Below are 17,089 nucleotides of genomic sequence, written 5' to 3'. Positions count from 1 at the left end.
AGCTTACTATAAGCTGAATCCTTTTTTATTACTTATGTAATTGTGATGCGATAACTTCCTGTGTATGCTTCGTTAATTCTTTAATATCCATATTCGCATAATCTTCAGGTGTAATCGGCTTAGAAATTGTTACTGTTGCATGAGCTGGCTTCATACGATTTCCATTCGCTTCAAACATCTTATATGTACCATCTAACGTTACAGGTAAAATTGCTACACCTGACTTTACTGCAAGGTGGAAACTACCAGCCTTAAACTCTCCAACTTCGCCGCCCTTACTTCTCGTTCCTTCTGGGAAAATTACGATAGAATGTCCATTCTTTAATAGTTCGATTCCGTCTTTAATTGCTTTAAGAGATTGACGACGATCGCTACGATCCATAAATACACAATTCATAAGTTCCATCCAAGTTGGTACAACTGGGAACTTTTTAATCTCTGCTTTTGACACGAATCCAATTGGTTTATTTAAGTAACCTAGTAAAACAGGGATATCCATATTACTTTGGTGATTACTTACAACTAGTACCGGCTTGTCTTTCGGAACATTTTCAAGCCCTTTCACTTCTACTGTCCCTCCAGCTACACGTACCATTTTCTTACCAAACCAATTTGTCGTTTTGTACACAGCATTATCTTTTTCTTTTGGCGCCATCTTATTTACTTGTCTTTTAAGACGCCACATTCTCGGTGTAATCGCAATTACAATTAAAATTAAATAAAAGATTTTAAAAAACGTTTGAATCATACAGAACCCCCACCTATTATCATTCCGACCTTCATTATACTAGACAAACGAAGGAAAAAGAAGAAAAAAGTCCAAACAGCAAGTGTTTGGACTTTTTAAGCATTCTATATTAGAAACGTTTTGCTAATTCACGAGCATTAGCAATTGCTGCTTCTTTAATTTCTTGTGCTTTTTCAGGGTTTGCATTCATACCTTCAACTGCGATATATTCAGTATCATTTACACCGACAAATCCTAATACAGTCTTTAAGTGATTGCGACCGAAGTCTACAGCTGCGTATGCTCCTTCAGAATATACGCCACCTGTTGCTTGAATGTGAAGTGCTTTTTTACCTTCTAATAAGCCGACTGGACCATTTTCAGTATATTTGAATGTTTTACCTGCGATTGCTACGTTATCTAAGTATGCTTTTACTACTGGTGGATAGCTAAAGTTCCACATTGGAGTTACGAATACATAACGATCTGCATTCATAAATGTTTCTAAGTTTGTGTTCATTGCTGCTACTTTTTGTTGTTGAACTTCAGTTAAAGCTTCAAAGCCTTCACCTGCTGCAAATTTACCCCAAGCAGCAAATACATCTGCATCAATTGCTGGTACTGTAGTGTTGAATAAATCAATTGTTACAACTTCGTCTTGTGGATGTTCGTTTTTATAAGCTTCGATGAAAGCTTCCCCTACTGCCATTCCGAAAGAACCTTCTGCTGAATTTGGATTTGCTGTAATAAATAGTACTTTTGTCATTGTATTCTCTCCCTTTTTTCTCTTTATCTTTAATTCAAGATTTGTTTTTTAAAAGTTAATAACTTACCTTATGTAAGTATAATACAAAAAGTTTTAATCAATGTCAATAAAAAATAGCTACTTTTTTTTCGTAAGTTAATGATTTACTTTGTTTCCTTAAAATTTAGTATACAGATATTAAGAATTCTTTCGTATAAAAAGGCTACCTCTACAACTTATAGAGATAGCCTTCTATTACATATTATTTTTGAAATACATGTTTTACTTTTTCAGCTGGAATATTACTCCCGCCTCTACCTTTTACATCTTCAATCATCATTGTAATGACCATATCTGGTGAATTTAAATCAAATGCAGCGAACCAACCTAGTTCTTTTCCTTCGGCCTCTTTTGATACTTTTAATTCCGCTGTACCTGTTTTTCCAGCAAGAGTCATACCATCAATTTTAGCAATTTTCCCTGTACCATCTGGATCATTAATTACTTTCGTCATTGCAGTTTTTAATATATCCTGATTTCCTTTAGAAATTACATTTTCTTTCCAAGCTTTTGGTTGTTTATCTGTTTTAATAATATACGGTGACGGAATCGTTCCATCATTTACAATCGGCGCATACGTTAAAGCTAAATGAAGAGGAGTCATTAATACTTGTCCTTGTCCATATCCCGTATCTGCCATTTGAATTTCATTTTTAATGCCGTCATTTGCAATTTTAGAAGCAGGGAATCCATATTCAATTGGTAGTTTCTCATCGAATCCGAATTTTTTCGCTTCACTCATAAACTTGTCTTTTCCGATTTTTAAAGCTTCTTGTGCGAAGTAAATATTATCCGAGTATTTCATCGCCTTATCAAAATCAATCGGATTTGCATCTTTCACACGCGTTACATAGTAATTACCCCAAGAAGAATCTTTTGTCCATTTTAATCCTTCAATTTTCAACTCTTCTTTTGGATCAATCGTTTTCGTTTCAAGACCAATTGCAGCTGTAATAGGTTTAAATACAGAACCTGGTACCGACAATTGTGTAAAGCGATTTGTCATTGGTTTTTTCGGATCATTATTCCAAGCTTCGCGTTGTGCCTTCGATGTCCCTCGTGCAATTATATTAGGATCATATGCTGGACTACTTACTAGTGCAATTGTTTCTCCACTTTTCGGATTAATTGCTGCACTTGAACCAGCTTCGCCCTTCATTTCATTATACGTTTTTTCTTGAACAACACTATCAATAGTTAAAGTTACATTTTCTCCATCAACAGCATCTGTTTTTGCTAAATTTTTAATTTCTTTTCCTTGCGCATCTTCTACAAAGACACGGCCACCTTTTTTACCGCGTAACTTTTCCTCTAATACTTGCTCTAAACCAGCTTTACCAACTGGGTCATCAGCTTGATAGCCTTTCTTTTGTAGCGTTTTTAAATCTTCAGCATTTACCTTTCCAATATAACCAGTCAGATGAGCTGCCGCTTCTCCTAACGGATATGTACGAACATTTACAGGTTTTGTTGAAACACCTGGTAAATCAATGTACGTATTTTGTGTTGCCCCTTCAGGCAAAATTCCAATTGGTACGAGATACCCTGGTTTTACCCATTTAGCAGCTAATTTTTGATCAATTTCTTCTACAGACATATTTAATAACTTCGCTACTGTTTCTTTCGTTTGCGGAGCAGTATCGCCTAACTTTTCAGGAATCAATCCGATTTCAGAAGCTTTCCCATTCGTTGCAAGACCTTTTCCATTACGATCGTATATTTCACCACGTTTTGGCTGTGTTGTCTGCATACGCACTTTACTATCTTTCGTCATGCCAGGGAAAATAAAATCAGGAGTCCAATCTATTTTCCAAGATTCTTTATCTCCATCTTTTTCTTTCACCATTTTTGCTTCATGACCAAATGTGATTTTACCACCAACTGTATCCATGCTTACTTTAAAAGGAACAGGACCTTCATCTTTTTTATCTTCTTTTACTTCCCCTGTTTCTACCTTTAAGTCTTTCACTTCGATACCAGAATAAATTTTTTCATATTTCTCAGTAAACTCTTTCTTTGAAATATCTTTTTTTGCATTTTTTGATAGTTGATCATACATATCTGCAAATTTTTGTTTATTCCACGCTTTTACATATGTATCAAACGCTTCTTGTGGTTTTTCTTCTTTACCACATCCAACTAACATGAATGTTAAGCAAAGAAAAAGAATCCCCCCATATCTTTCTCAATCGATTCTCCTCCTCTTTCTATATTAGTGCTTTTGAAAATTTTAGCATTTTGACATGCTACCTATCATTATAGCACTATCGAATCTCATCTATAAACTTATATTGGTGAATACAAATAAAAAGATTGATGTGAATTCTCACATCAATCTTTTTTTTTTATTATTGTTGCTTCTCATATACATGGTAATAATACGTATACGGGTTTTTTTCATCCGTTAAACCTTTTTCTACAAAAATCTCTTTCCAATTTGTCATATCCATTTCTGGGAAGAATGTATCTCCTTCAAATGCATAATGGATTTTTGTTATATATAACTTGTCTACATAAGGTAAAAAGAGATCGTAAATTTGCGCTCCGCCAAAAATAAAAATCTCTTCTTCATTTTTACATAGTTCAAATACTTCTTCTACAGAATGAACAACTTCACAGCCTTCAACATGATACCCTTCATTACGAGTTACAATAATATTACGTCTTCCAGGCAGTGGTCTACCAATCGCTTCATAGTTCTTTCTTCCCATAATAAGCGGGTGGCCCATCGTTGTTTTCTTCACGTATTGTAATTCACTCGGTAAACGCCAAGGTAAATTATTATCTTTACCAATTACTCTATTTTCGTCCATCGCGACCATAAATGAAACAATCATTTTTTCATCTCCTCTACAATTATACTGCAACCGGTGCTTTAATTGCTGGATGCGGATCGTATCCTTCAATCTTTAAATCTTCCATTTCAAAATCAAACACAGATTTCACATCTGGATTTAATGTAAGTTTCGGGAATGGACGTGGTTCACGTGCCAATTGCTTTTCTACTTGTTCAAAATGATTTGTATAAATGTGTGCATCTCCAATTGTATGAACAAATTCTCCTACTTCAAGACCACATTCATGTGCAATTAAATGTGTTAGTAGTGAATAACTTGCGATGTTAAATGGAATTCCAAGGAATATGTCACCACTTCTTTGATATAGCTGACAAGAAAGTTTTCCGTCCGCTACATAAAATTGGAATAATGTATGACAAGGCGGTAATGCCATACTCGGTACGTCTTCAGGATTCCAAGCAGAAACGATTAAACGACGTGAGTCTGGTGTTTTTTTAATCATTTCAATTACATCTTTTAATTGATCAAGTGTCTCACCAGCTGTCGTTTTCCAAGCACGCCATTGTTTACCGTAAACGTCTCCTAAATAACCATATTTATTTGAGAACTCATCATCTTCTAAAACGTTCTTTTTAAACAATTCCATTTGCTCATCGTACTGTACTTTAAATTCTTCATCTTGTTGTGAGCGAAGACCAAAATCAGTCATGTCAGGACCAGTATACTCATCACTTTCTACCCAGCTCTTAAACGCCCATTCATTCCAAATGTTATTATTATGCTGCAATAAATAGCGAATATTTGTATCACCTTTCATAAACCAAAGTAGTTCACTTGCTACAAGGCGAAATGGTACTCTTTTTGTCGTTAATAAAGGAAATCCTTTGCTCAAATCAAAACGCATTTGATATCCAAATACAGATACCGTTCCTGTCCCTGTACGATCTTCTTTCTTCGTACCATGTTCCATTACATGGCGGCATAAATTTAAGTATTCATTTTCAGCATGTTTCATATGTAGGAAAACCTTCTTTCAATCGTATATGGAATTTATCATAACATGAAAAATGGTAAATTTAATAATCTTAATTAATAAAATTTCTTGCGCTAATTCTTACAAAATTATTAACTTTCCATATTTTAAAAGGTTTTCATTTTCTATTACCGAAAGTATAGTGCGGTAGATCAAAATTTATATTTGGAGGTTAGAAATATGTCTAAAATTGAAACACCTGTTATGACTTCTTTACAAACCACGGTTGAAAAAATGATGAAGGATTTAAATGTTCCTGGTGTTGCTGTCGCTGTTATAAAAGACGGTGAAGTTATTCTTTCAGAAGGTTTCGGCTATCGTAATATAGAAACAAAAGAGGCTGTTACACCGAATACTCGATTCGCAATCGGTTCCTCAACGAAAGCGTTTGGTACACTTTCATTAAGCTTGTTAGCACAGCAAAAAAAGTTTAATTGGGATGCTCCTGTCCCGTCTTATATACCTAACTTTACTTTATCTGAACTACTTGCTAGCTCACAAGTTACAGGACGGGATTTAGCTTCTCATCGAACTGGAGTGAGTCGTCATGAGGCTCTTTGGTACAGTTCTTCCTTATCTCGAAAAGATCTCGTTGAAAAAATAAAACATTTACCACTTGATGCACCGTTCCGGACTGCATTTCTATATAACAACTTAATGTATGCAACAATTAGCTACATTGTTGAAAACATTACAAATCAAACGTGGGAGCAATACACTACAGAACATATTTTAGAACCTTTAAATATGAGACATACAAACTTCTCTGTTAACGATTCACAAACTACAGATGATTACGCTTTACCTTACATTGAAAATGACGGTGAAATAAAAGCAGTTCCATTCCGTAACATCGATACAGTTGGCGCTGCTGGGTGTATTAATTCCACAATTGAAGATATGGCAAATTGGGTACTTCTCCACTTAAATGAAGGAAAATTTGGAGATCATGAATTAATCTCCTCTGAATTATTACAACAAATGTATACACCACACAATTCAATTCCAGACCAACCGGTTTTATCACTCCCTGAATCTCCATTAAATAGTTACGGTCTTGGTTGGTTTATTAGCGCTTATCGTGGTAAAAAAGTGATTCATCATGGCGGTAATATCGATGGATTTTCAGCGCTTGTTTCATTCATACCAACAGAAAACATAGGCCTTGTCATTTTAACGAATGCTGGAGGAACATTACTTCCTACTTATCTCGCTAATCAAATTTATGACGAACTACTTGAATTAGAATCCATTGATTGGCATAAACGTGCTGTAGAAGATACTAAAAAAATGAAGGAAATGATGAAAGAAGCAACTGAATCCCTCCCTGAACAAATTAAAGGGACTACACCTTCGCACAAGTTAGAGGATTATACTGGTACTTTTGAACATCCTGCATACGGAACATTACAAGTATACAAACGAGATGATTCGTTATATGTACAATTTATGGAAATGGATATTCAATTAGGGCATCATCATTACGACATCTTCTCCACAAAAGTTGACTTATTCCAAATGAAAATGAGCTTATTATTCGCTTATGAAATGAATGTAAGTGGTGAATTCCCATCCCTTCAGTTACATGTACCAGCTACATTAAGTACTCAGCCGCTTACATTTAAGAAAATTAAATAAGTATTTTGATGGTAAAAAATAAAGGTAGGTGCGAATCACACCTACCTTTTCTATGTCATATCAATCTTATCTGGTTGAAACCAAATTGGCTTCGATAACTCAAAGTTATTATGATCCTCTAAAACTATAGTAAGACGCTCTAACATATCATCTAACATATGCGGCGCTGCTAGTAATGTCCAGACAACTGAGGAGAAAACTGTCATGCCAACGTACACCGCATATAAATTCCAGAACTCCTCTGGTATTCTCCCATTAAAATATCCTTCTATTTGTCCGATTGAATACGGAATACTAATATCCCTTGCAAACAGTGCAATTTTTACGAAATCATGAATTGGGTCGCCCCAGTCGTAGCCATTAAAATCAACAACACCTACATATTTTCCATCCCGTACAATTATATTTTCTAAGTGAAAATCATCGTGTTGAAATCGATTCGGGCGGTTCTTTAAATATATTTCATTTTCTTCAATAAACTTTATGATTTTATCATCATTTTTTATGTTTATTCCGCATGTTTTGTATACCTCTACATATTTACTATATTTTTTCATAGCTCTTTCATACCATGGAAGTATATTATTAGGAGCTTCATATGTATGCATTTTTGCTAAATCTTTTCCTGCCTCTATACCAATATCATATTGTTCTTTTGGTGAATACGTAGGCAATAGCTTCTTCGCATCTTCCCCTTCTAAATATGAAAAAATACTATAGCATACACCTTCTTCTTCCAATATACCTATTTCAATTGGCCTTTGTGCCTGTACGTTACGTTTTACCATTTCATTTAAAATTTGAAACTCTATTTTCTTTCTTTCATACTCTTTTATATCGCCTGTCCGAAATAAATATTTTTCATTATTTGCATTCGTAATTATATATTTCTTATCAGGCGAAAAACCTTTAGAAATTTCTTCAATATTCGCTGCATCTTTTACTATTTGTATATTGCTTTGCCGTGCTGTAATTATCTTCATATCTATTCCCCTTACATTTCTGCATTTGGTGTATAGGCAACTTCTACAATAAATCCATTCGGATCGTAAAAATCAATCGTATAGTAACCTTCCGAATAATGATTCATTTCAATTGGACCACGTATTACCTTCACTTTCGTACTAGAAAGAAAATCTGCTACTTCATCAACTACTTCTCTATGAATAGCTTGATAACAAATATGTCTAGGCCCTAACGTCCTTACAATTTCCTCATCTACTTCTTTAAAGTATATTTCACTTTCTCCTGTGCTATATGCTACTTCATTTAACTTTCTCCACCCAATTATGGAAAACAACTTATTATAAAAAGAAATGGACTCCTCTAAATTTGCTACCCAAAATTCAATATGATGAATGCCTGCTCGCAGTGTATTCATATTAAGAATACGCTCCTTGTACTACTTGCACAATTTCCATCGGCTTATGAACCATGTAATCTGGTGCATCTTTTTTCACTGTTTCAATAACATCATATCCCCAAGATACCCAAATTACGTTCACTCCAGCCTTTTTACACGCTGCTACGTCTCGCTGTTCATCACCGACATATAACATATCTTTCTCTGTTATCTTTTTCGATTTTAAAAATCTTTTTATCATCTTGTCTTTACCGAACAAATTTTTAGAACAATACACTTCTTGTATATTTTCTATATCATTCTTTTGTAAAAACGCCCGAATATGCTCTTCTGAGTTCGATGATATGACTGCAATTCCGTAGCCTTTTTTATGTAGTTCATCTAATACTTCCTTCATCCCATGGAACAAAATAAGATCTTTTATAGCAGGTTGATACAATTTATAAAACTCCAGCGCTAATATCGGTAGTTTATACAGTGGTACATCGAGTTGTTTACATCTCTCCGCCATCGTTAACTTGCGTAAATACTCAATTTCTTCTTCTCTTACCGTTTTATATCCGTGCTTTTCAGCAATTTGATTATACATTGGTACAAATATATTTTGTGAATCTACTAATGTGCCATCAAAGTCAAAAACAATATATTTTTGCATTCCCATACTCCCTTTGCTTCTTTTTTCTAAACCTATGTTATTCAACAACATGGTTGTCTGTCCCTTCTATAAAAATAAAAAAGAACAAGATTTTCTTGTTCTTTTTAAGAAAGCCATTTCGGCGGTACATTCGTATTCCAATAAATATTTCCTAACTCATGATGTCCTGAGTATCCATCATCAAAACGATGATAATGGAAATTAAAATAATAACCATCTTGCGGTGGATGATCTCTTCTTACATGGAAACGCAATAAATCATTTCCTGATTTCGTATCGTAGACATGAAAAATCTTTTCATTATTCCCACCAGCTGGTTTTTGAGAAATCGCTAATGATTGTAGTGAATCTTCTGGTACATCACTAGCAAGCTCAGCAATTGCCTCTTCAATCTTTGGTAATATTACATCTTTAAATTCATCTTCAATTACTGGACCAATTTTAGTACCAAACTTTTGCATCGACTGCTTCTCTGCTTCTTGCATCGCATAAGTAATAAAAGTATCGGTGGTTAACCTGTCATTCGTTTCTTCATATGTATAGGACGTACTCTCCAAACTTTGTTGCCCAGCTGTGCTCGTAGGCTTGTCCGCAGCTTTGGCATTATCAAGCAATATGGAAGGAGGCGTCACTAAACCAAATGTAAATACGGTAATTAATGCGACTAAGGTTTTTCTAAACCAATTTGGCATTTATGTTCCCTCCCCTTTCACTCATTATTTTTTATATAACGGTGGTTTCTTCTATTATACAAAATGATTGTAATTTTTGCACTTTACAATTTTGTTAACGTTCACATATTTTTCACTTGAATATGAAATTGTAAGATTTCATACAATATTAATACCACGATATTGAGGAGGCACTTGAATGACTTTAGACGTCATGTATTCCGCCGCAAGCATACTCGTTTTAGTATATTTTATTTATCAATGTGTTACAGACTAGAAAAAGAGCCGTCAATGGCTCTTTTTTAATGGTAGAAATACAATCCATACAATTAATAAAATAAAAACAATGCCACTGATCACAGCTGGCAATAAATAAAACTGTGAAAGTATAACTATTACAATCAAGGAAAAGAATAACATATAACTATCTATATATCATTATAAAATATTTATTTTCATAGCAGGAAAAAACATTTTTTAACAGAATATTAAATGTTTGATTACATTTTATTGGAGTGGATAATATGTCTTTTCAAATTCGTGAAGCAACGATAGATGATATAGACGCACTTTGTTCTTTAACGAAAGAATTAAAAGGTTCCTCTATTTCCTATGAAGATATGAACAACCGATTACAATTCGTACAAATGAGTCCGTTTGATTTTTTATATGTTTACGAGGAAGAAGAAGCTATATTTGGATTACTTGGATTTCGTATACGTGAAAATTTAGAAGATGTAACACGTTATGGAGAGATTTCAATTATTAGCGTTGATTCTAACATACGACGGAAAGGCATTGGACAAGTGTTGATGGATTATGCCGAGCAATTAGCAAAGAAACATAATTGCATTGGCACATGGCTAGTTAGTGGAACAAAAAGAGTAGAAGCTCATCCTTTTTACAAAAAATTAGGATATGAAGTAAATGGCTACCGATTTGTAAAACATTTTTAAACTACTTATAAATTGAAGGGACTATAACTATGACAAACATTAAAGCAATTTTCATTGATCGTGACGGTACAATTGGTGGTGACACTACAATACATTATCCAGGATCTTTTTCATTATTTCCATTCACAAAAACATCCTTGCAAAAACTAAAAGCTAAAAATATAAAAATTTTCTCTTTCACAAATCAACCTGGTATCGCAGATGGAATTGCAACTGTAGCCGATTTTGTACAAGAATTAGAAGGCTTCGGTTTTGATGATATTTATGTATGTCCTCATAAACACGGTGATGGTTGTGAATGCCGTAAACCAAGTACAGGCATGCTGCTTAAAGCAGCAAAAAAACATGGACTTAATTTAACACAATGTGCTGTAGTTGGTGATCGCTGGACTGATATTGTTGCAGGAGCAAAAGTAAATGCGACTACGATTCTAGTCCGAACAGGCGCTGGGTATGATGCTTTGCATACGTACCGAGACAAATGGGCACATATTGAACCAAACTACATTGCAGATAACTTTGAAGATGCAACGAACTGGGTTTTAAATCAACTATAATACAAATGAAGTTTTTGATTCACTCGAAATAATTTAAAACATAGTTTAAATAGCCTTTTTGGCAAATAATTGTCTTCCACAAAACGGATCACCTCAAAAGGTAGCAAGTTCCCTTTTGATACGCAAACATTGCAATTCAAATTATATTTTTTATTAGTAACAGCAATTAACGTAAAGAAGGAATAGCTTAGTGGCTATCCCTTCTTTATTGACTTCTATTATTTACATTTGTTATTTGTTTTTATTGAGTATTCTCATCGTTTTTATACTCCAAAACATCCCCTGGCTGACACTCCAAAGCTTTACATATCGCTTCTAATGTTGAAAAACGAACCGCTTTTGCTTTCCCATTTTTCAAAATAGAAAGATTCGCCATCGTAATTCCAACCTTCTCCGAAAGCTCCGTTACACTCATTTTTCGTTTTGCTAACATGACGTCAATATTAATAATGATTGTCATATCCGCCACCTCAGACCGTCAAATCATTTTCTGATTTTATGTTAATTGCCTCTTGTAGAAGTCGTTGGAGGATAGCAGCAAAAACGGCGATAACGAGCGAAGCAAAAACGATAATGAGTCCCACTAGCCCAATAGGAGGGTCCATTTTTTTCGCTATAAAATGAAAAAGTGGCAAACTTAATACATACAAACCACTGATTGTAATTGCACAGCGCTTTATATTCTTTAACGCCTTTACTGATAATTCCGAGAACGCTGTGTTCTCATCAATGTACTGTAAAAGATTGAAAGCCTGATAAAGAGCAACGTAAAAAGGCACAGCTGCTCCGTACATCACAATGAAAACAAGATATTTCATCGGAGCAATATTAGGATACAAATTTGCTGCGAAATTCGCCATTTCCGGCACTAAAAATATGCATAAAGCAAGTACTGAAATTCCAGCAAGAAAAATAATTACTTTTAAGAACGTTGTTGAACTTCGTTTAAGATTCATTTACAATACCTCACTTATTTAATGGCAACATAATTTTATCACAACATTTATTGTTTAACAATAAATAAATATCGTTTTATTTTCGTCATATTTTTTAATTTAAGCAAAAATAAAAAAGAATTTCTCATTACAAAGAAATTCTTTTTCTTGAAAATGTCTCTTTCAACTTAATTTTTTAAAACGTTAATTCGTAATGGAAATAACGATTATCTCTCAAATAACCATTTTCAGCGTATAATCGTTGTGCTGATAAATTATCAATCTCCGTTTGCAGCTTTACACCTTTTGCTCCATTTTCTAATGCGTATTCTTTAGCAGCTTCTAATAATTTTTTACCTGTTCCGGCTCCACGCTTCGCCGCTTGTACAAATAAATCATTTAAAATCCATAATTCTTTCATTGAAATAGAAGAAAATGATGGATATAGTTGCGTGAACCCAATATATTCGCCGTCTTCAACTGCTACGAAAATAACAGACTCTTTTTTCTCAATTCTATTTCGTAAAAATACTTTTGCCCCTTCTAAATCAGAATCTTGCCTATAAAACATGCGATAGTTATTAAAAACTGATGCTAGTCCATCTAAATCTGCAATTGTTGCCTCATATATTCTCATTTTACTCCATTCCCCTTCCAATACTGTCTCATTATATCCGTTGCCCATTTAGGCTGGTGTATTTCTTCTGTCGGCATAAACTCTTTCATTATTGGTTTTATATCCAATATAGGAGTGCCATCAATAGCATCTAATCCCTCAACAATAATTGATTTACCTTCTCTTTTGATCACCTTTACAATTGTTACACCTATGCGATTTGGGCGATTTTTCCCGCGCTGTGCAAAAATACCTACTTCAGGATAATCCTTATTATTTCTAGGATGTCTAGCAAAATACTGAATTTGCTCGTCAGTTACTTTATGAAAATAAAAAACAACTTCAATATGAGAAAAATCTTCAACCCCTTGTATACTCTCTTCTGCATACATTTCAGTTAAAGTTATACGAGATCTTACTTCTCCCCACTCATCATCTTTTATTTCCTTTCTTTCATTATGTACAAATGCGATTGGTTGAACTGAAAACATACGCATTCCCCCTTAAATGTAACCACTTACATTATAAAATATTTTCTGAATGTTTTCCAGATATACGAATAAAGTTTACATAATATAATTATACTCTATCTAGAGCTACCTTGACTGCTTCAATTGCATGTATATGAGTTGTATCAAATATCGGGACAGATACGTTTTCTTGCTTTATTAATAACCCTATTTCTGTACAACCTAATATGATTCCCTGTGCTCCTTTTTGCACTAACTCTTCGATGACTCTTTTATAATATTCTCTAGATTGAGATACTATTTTTCCTAAACATAATTCTGTATATATTACTTTATTTATTTCTTTTCTATTTTTTTCTGATGGTACTATTACTTTTATATCATGCTCTTCAATACGTGACTTATAGAAATCTTGCTCCATTGTATATTTAGTTCCAAGCAGACCAACCTTTTGAATGTCTTTTCTTTTAATTTCTTTTGCAGTTGCATCAGCAATATGTAAGACTGGAATATCAATTTTGGCCTTTATTTTTCCAACTACCTTATGCATTGTATTTGTACAAATGATTATAAAGTCTGCTCCTCCCTTTTGTAATGAATATGCCGCATTCCCTAGAATTTCTCCAGCACCATCCCAATCTCCGCTAGACTGACATCGTTCAATCTCTTCAAAATCCACACTATTAATCAAACATTTTGCTGAATGTAGCCCTCCTAATCTCTCTTTTATTTCTTCATTAATAATTCGATAATATTCAGAAGTTGATTCCCAACTCATACCACCTATAAGACCTATCGTTTTCATATAAACACCTACCTAAACTTTTTTTATAAAACTAATAACAACGTTTTATTATGTATATTATACACAATAAAACAAGACTTTAAGTTTGGAATATAAAGTCTTGTTTTAACGTAATAATATAGAATAATTGTACTTTCATTTCCAAGGAAATTTTTATAGAATATTCTGAAATTAATAATCTGATATTTTTATAAATTCTTTATACTTATAATTAAAACACTCTCGATACAACTCTTTGATTTCATCATATGATGGAACACGTGGGTTATTAGCTGGGCTACCACTTTCAATTGCATCTGATGCCATTTTAGAGATAGCATTTTCAAATTCAATTTCATCGATACCGTATTCTTTTAAATTTGGAATACGAAGATCATAGCAAAGCTTTTTTATTTCCCCAATCGTATAGTCTGCTACTTCCTCATCAGAATTCGAATACAAATCCTTATTTAAGTTACGTCCAATTTTTGCTAACCTTTTCACTGCACTTGTTTTTGTAAACTCTAACACTGTAGGTAATAGTATGGCATTTGATATTCCATGCGGTACATGAAATAATGCTCCCACTGGCCTTGACATTCCATGAACTAATGTAACTGATGCATTCGAAAATGCAATTCCAGCTTGTAAGGAAGCAATCATCATCGCTTCTCTTGCCTCCATATTATGTCCATCTTCATATGCTATACGTAAATATTTCATAATACTTTCAATAGCTGAAAGAGCAAGTACATCTGTAAGTGGTTGTGAAAATTTAGAAATATAAGCTTCAATCGCATGACATAACGCATCTATTCCTGTTGCTGCCGTAATTTGTGGTGGTAACGAACTTGTCAAAACTGGATCTATAATTGCTACTTTCGGTATAAAACTAGGATGCTTCATCATCATTTTTACATCTGTTTTTTTATTCGTAATTACTGCTACACTTGTAACTTCCGAACCAGTACCAGAAGTTGTTGGAATTGCAATAAGTGGTAGTGGATTGTTTTCTATTTCAATATCCTTTTGGACATAATCCTCAACTTCTCCACCATTTGTATATAAAACCGCTACCGCTTTCGCAGCATCAATACAACTTCCACCACCAATACCGATAATAAAATCGCACTTTTCCTCTTTACAAAGAGATAACGCTTCTAATACGTGTATATTTGTAGGCTCAGCATCCACTTTATTATATGTGCTAACAGTAATACCTTTCTTATTTAGTTGTTGTATACACTTTTCAACATATCCTAATTTCTCCATAATTGTATCAGTAACTATAAAAGCTTTTTTCCCTAACTTTTTTGATTGTTCTCCCAGTTTTTCAAGCGAATTTCTTCCATATAATACCGACTTTGGCATACGAAACTCAGAAACCTCTTGCAAGTCCCCCACCCCTTCTTATCCTAATTAATATTTTATAATATAAATTATCGATTTGATGAATCTTTACGATTCAAATTTTTTAATAGAGTCCTGTTAAAGTATAGAATGCGATAACTAAAAATACAGCAACCGTTTTCAAAATTGTAATAGCAAATATATCTTTATATGACTGTTTATGTGTTAATCCTGTTACTGTAAGAATAGTAATAATAGCCCCGTTATGTGGTAGTGTATCCATTCCTCCTGATGCCATTGATACGATACGGTGCATAACTTCTAATGGAATATCAAATTGATTGGCCGCTGCAATAAATTTATCTCCCATTGCGCTTAATACTATTCCCATTCCTCCTGATGCCGAGCCTGTAATTCCAGCTAAAATATTCGTCGTTACTGCACCATTCACTAACGGATTTGTGAAAGTAGCAGAGATGCCATCTCTCATAATTGCGAAGCCTGGAAGTGCTGCAATGACACCACCGAATCCAAACTCAGCTCCTGTATTCATCGTTGCAAGTAGCGCTCCACCAATACTTGTATTCAATCCAGCTTGGAAACCTGTTACTACTCGCTTCCAATATAATAATAACGTTGTTAAGATCCCTATAATAAGTGCCAATTCTACAGACCAAATTCCTACCACTGCACTTAATTCTACTTTTCCAAATGCTTTCATACCAATTGCAGAAAAATCAAAACCGCTTGGATACCACTTTGGTATCATAATAGTAAACACTTTATTCATTACACCTACTAAAATAAGTGGTATAAATGCAATAAGTTGTTGTGCTCTTGTGATTTCAATGTTATTAATTAATGGCATATTTTTTTGTTCTACTTGCAAAGATGCTGCCATTTCAGTATTTCCATCATTAAAACCAAAATATCCTTCACCTGCTGCTTTTGCCTTCTTACGTCTACTCTCTAAATATAGTAAACCTAATGTAAGAACAAAAATTGCTCCTACAATCCCAAGTATCGGTGCAGCATAAATATCCGTTTTAAAAAATGTTGTAGGTATTACATTTTGAATTTGTGGTGATCCAGGTAGCGCATCCATTGTAAACGTTACTGCTCCAAGAACAATCGTTCCAGGGATTAAACGCTTTGGAATATTAGCTTGTCGAAACAACTTAGCTGCGAACGGATAAACAGCAAACACTACTACATACACACTAACACCACTATACGTTAAAATAGCCCCCATTAATACAATCGCTAATATAGTACGTTTTTCACCAACTAACTCAATAATTGTTTTTGCGATAGAATCTGCAATTCCTGACATTTCCACTACTTTTCCAAATATTGCTCCTAATAAAAACACAGGAAAATATAATTTTATAAATCCAACCATTTTCTCCATAAAGATATTAGAAAAGAAAGGTAATACATAACTAGGTTCTGTCAAAAATACTGCAAATAATGCAAATATCGGCGCGAATAAAATAACAGAAAAACCTCTGTATGCTACGAACATAAGTAAACTTAGTGCTAATAATATAATAACTAACTCCAATTTTACCCCTCCATTAAACAGAATATTCTAAATTTTATTGATAAATTTCTACTAAACTTTTAATTCTGACATCCCTCCTCTTATTCATACAAATTTTTATGCTAAAAATGTCTAATTATAATTATTCGATTACATATGAAAAATCCCTTTAAACAGAAACGAATTCA

18 protein-coding genes and 2 pseudogenes are annotated in these 17,089 nt (G+C 33.8%); 3 read left to right on the top strand and 17 right to left on the bottom strand.

All coding sequences use genetic code 11. The annotated features are described in order from the left end of the window. Positions 1-28: 28 nt before the first annotated feature. The 5 genes and pseudogenes from HMPREF1014_RS11050 to HMPREF1014_RS11030 all read right to left on the bottom strand — a co-directional run bounded on the left by HMPREF1014_RS11050 (position 29) and on the right by HMPREF1014_RS11030 (position 5,345). Positions 29-748 (bottom strand): lysophospholipid acyltransferase family protein, encoded by a 720-nt coding sequence (locus tag HMPREF1014_RS11050; RefSeq protein ID WP_000616572.1) that lies wholly within the window; start codon positions 746-748, stop codon positions 29-31. A gap of 109 nt (positions 749-857) precedes the next feature. Beyond that, on the bottom strand, positions 858-1,493 hold the full coding sequence (locus HMPREF1014_RS11045; protein WP_000170025.1) for an FMN-dependent NADH-azoreductase: 636 nt from the start codon (positions 1,491-1,493) through the stop codon (positions 858-860). Positions 1,494-1,734: 241 nt separating this feature from the next. Next, positions 1,735-3,721 (bottom strand): annotated as a pseudogene (gene pbpC, locus HMPREF1014_RS11040) (penicillin-binding protein 3). A gap of 159 nt (positions 3,722-3,880) precedes the next feature. After that, positions 3,881-4,369 carry a dihydrofolate reductase gene (locus HMPREF1014_RS11035; RefSeq protein ID WP_000637207.1) on the bottom strand — a complete coding sequence of 163 codons (489 nt, stop codon included), beginning with the start codon at positions 4,367-4,369 and terminating at the stop codon, positions 3,881-3,883. Between the two features lie 19 nt (positions 4,370-4,388). Further along, on the bottom strand, positions 4,389-5,345 hold the full coding sequence (locus tag HMPREF1014_RS11030; RefSeq protein ID WP_000679608.1) for a thymidylate synthase: 957 nt from the start codon (positions 5,343-5,345) through the stop codon (positions 4,389-4,391). Positions 5,346-5,543: 198 nt separating this feature from the next. On the opposite strand from HMPREF1014_RS11030, the gene HMPREF1014_RS11025 reads away from it, so the two are divergent. Further along, the gene (locus HMPREF1014_RS11025) at positions 5,544-7,001 is read left to right on the top strand and encodes a serine hydrolase (protein ID WP_000034348.1); all 1,458 of its coding nucleotides are present in this window, start codon (positions 5,544-5,546) and stop codon (positions 6,999-7,001) included. 50 nt (positions 7,002-7,051) lie between these two features. On the opposite strand, the gene HMPREF1014_RS11020 is transcribed toward HMPREF1014_RS11025, so the two are convergent. The 5 genes and pseudogenes from HMPREF1014_RS11020 to HMPREF1014_RS32080 form a co-directional block, all read right to left on the bottom strand. Further along, positions 7,052-7,984, bottom strand: a complete 933-nt coding sequence (locus tag HMPREF1014_RS11020) for an aminoglycoside phosphotransferase family protein (RefSeq protein WP_000692081.1) — start codon at positions 7,982-7,984, stop codon at positions 7,052-7,054. Between the two features lie 11 nt (positions 7,985-7,995). Beyond that, entirely contained in the window at positions 7,996-8,382 is a 387-nt protein-coding gene (locus HMPREF1014_RS11015; RefSeq protein ID WP_001094668.1) for a VOC family protein, read from the bottom strand. Position 8,383: 1 nt separating this feature from the next. Next, on the bottom strand, positions 8,384-9,019 hold the full coding sequence (locus tag HMPREF1014_RS11010; RefSeq protein WP_043307439.1) for an HAD family hydrolase: 636 nt from the start codon (positions 9,017-9,019) through the stop codon (positions 8,384-8,386). A 104-nt stretch (positions 9,020-9,123) separates the two neighbouring features. Continuing rightward, positions 9,124-9,711, bottom strand: a complete 588-nt coding sequence (locus HMPREF1014_RS11005; RefSeq protein ID WP_001134421.1) for a YpjP family protein — start codon at positions 9,709-9,711, stop codon at positions 9,124-9,126. A gap of 267 nt (positions 9,712-9,978) precedes the next feature. Next, positions 9,979-10,089, bottom strand: a pseudogene (locus HMPREF1014_RS32080) (ABC transporter permease); the annotation flags it as partial. A gap of 125 nt (positions 10,090-10,214) precedes the next feature. Here HMPREF1014_RS32080 and HMPREF1014_RS11000 point away from each other — a divergent pair. Then, positions 10,215-10,646, top strand: coding sequence for a GNAT family N-acetyltransferase (locus HMPREF1014_RS11000; RefSeq protein ID WP_000009776.1), 432 nt, complete (start codon positions 10,215-10,217; stop codon positions 10,644-10,646). A gap of 29 nt (positions 10,647-10,675) precedes the next feature. Beyond that, positions 10,676-11,203 carry an HAD-IIIA family hydrolase gene (locus tag HMPREF1014_RS10995; protein ID WP_000181772.1) on the top strand — a complete coding sequence of 176 codons (528 nt, stop codon included), beginning with the start codon at positions 10,676-10,678 and terminating at the stop codon, positions 11,201-11,203. A 241-nt stretch (positions 11,204-11,444) separates the two neighbouring features. Here HMPREF1014_RS10995 and HMPREF1014_RS10990 read toward each other — a convergent pair whose 3' ends face one another. The 7 genes from HMPREF1014_RS10990 to HMPREF1014_RS10960 form a co-directional block, all read right to left on the bottom strand. After that, on the bottom strand, positions 11,445-11,663 hold the full coding sequence (locus tag HMPREF1014_RS10990; RefSeq protein ID WP_000152535.1) for a helix-turn-helix domain-containing protein: 219 nt from the start codon (positions 11,661-11,663) through the stop codon (positions 11,445-11,447). Between the two features lie 10 nt (positions 11,664-11,673). Then, positions 11,674-12,159, bottom strand: a complete 486-nt coding sequence (locus HMPREF1014_RS10985) for a DUF2975 domain-containing protein (RefSeq protein ID WP_001050149.1) — start codon at positions 12,157-12,159, stop codon at positions 11,674-11,676. Positions 12,160-12,334: 175 nt separating this feature from the next. Beyond that, positions 12,335-12,775 carry a GNAT family N-acetyltransferase gene (locus tag HMPREF1014_RS10980; RefSeq protein WP_001223866.1) on the bottom strand — a complete coding sequence of 147 codons (441 nt, stop codon included), beginning with the start codon at positions 12,773-12,775 and terminating at the stop codon, positions 12,335-12,337. Next, positions 12,772-13,245: an SAM-dependent methyltransferase gene (locus HMPREF1014_RS10975; protein WP_000493255.1), complete on the bottom strand. Its 474-nt coding sequence runs from the start codon at positions 13,243-13,245 to the stop codon at positions 12,772-12,774. Before HMPREF1014_RS10975 ends, HMPREF1014_RS10980 begins: the two co-directional genes overlap by 4 nt. 88 nt (positions 13,246-13,333) lie before the next feature. After that, entirely contained in the window at positions 13,334-14,029 is a 696-nt protein-coding gene (locus tag HMPREF1014_RS10970; protein ID WP_000848569.1) for an aspartate/glutamate racemase family protein, read from the bottom strand. 171 nt (positions 14,030-14,200) lie between these two features. After that, the gene (locus HMPREF1014_RS10965; protein WP_001158661.1) at positions 14,201-15,403 is read right to left on the bottom strand and encodes an iron-containing alcohol dehydrogenase; all 1,203 of its coding nucleotides are present in this window, start codon (positions 15,401-15,403) and stop codon (positions 14,201-14,203) included. Between the two features lie 79 nt (positions 15,404-15,482). Next, positions 15,483-16,922 carry a GntP family permease gene (locus HMPREF1014_RS10960; RefSeq protein ID WP_000424327.1) on the bottom strand — a complete coding sequence of 480 codons (1,440 nt, stop codon included), beginning with the start codon at positions 16,920-16,922 and terminating at the stop codon, positions 15,483-15,485. Between the last annotated feature and the right edge of the window lie 167 nt (positions 16,923-17,089).

This window comes from Bacillus sp. 7_6_55CFAA_CT2 (genome assembly GCF_000238655.1).
Classification (GTDB): Bacteria; Bacillota; Bacilli; order Bacillales; family Bacillaceae_G; genus Bacillus_A; species Bacillus_A cereus.
The sequence above is the reverse complement of the archived record's forward strand: the minus strand, read 5'-3'. Positions and strand labels throughout refer to the sequence as shown.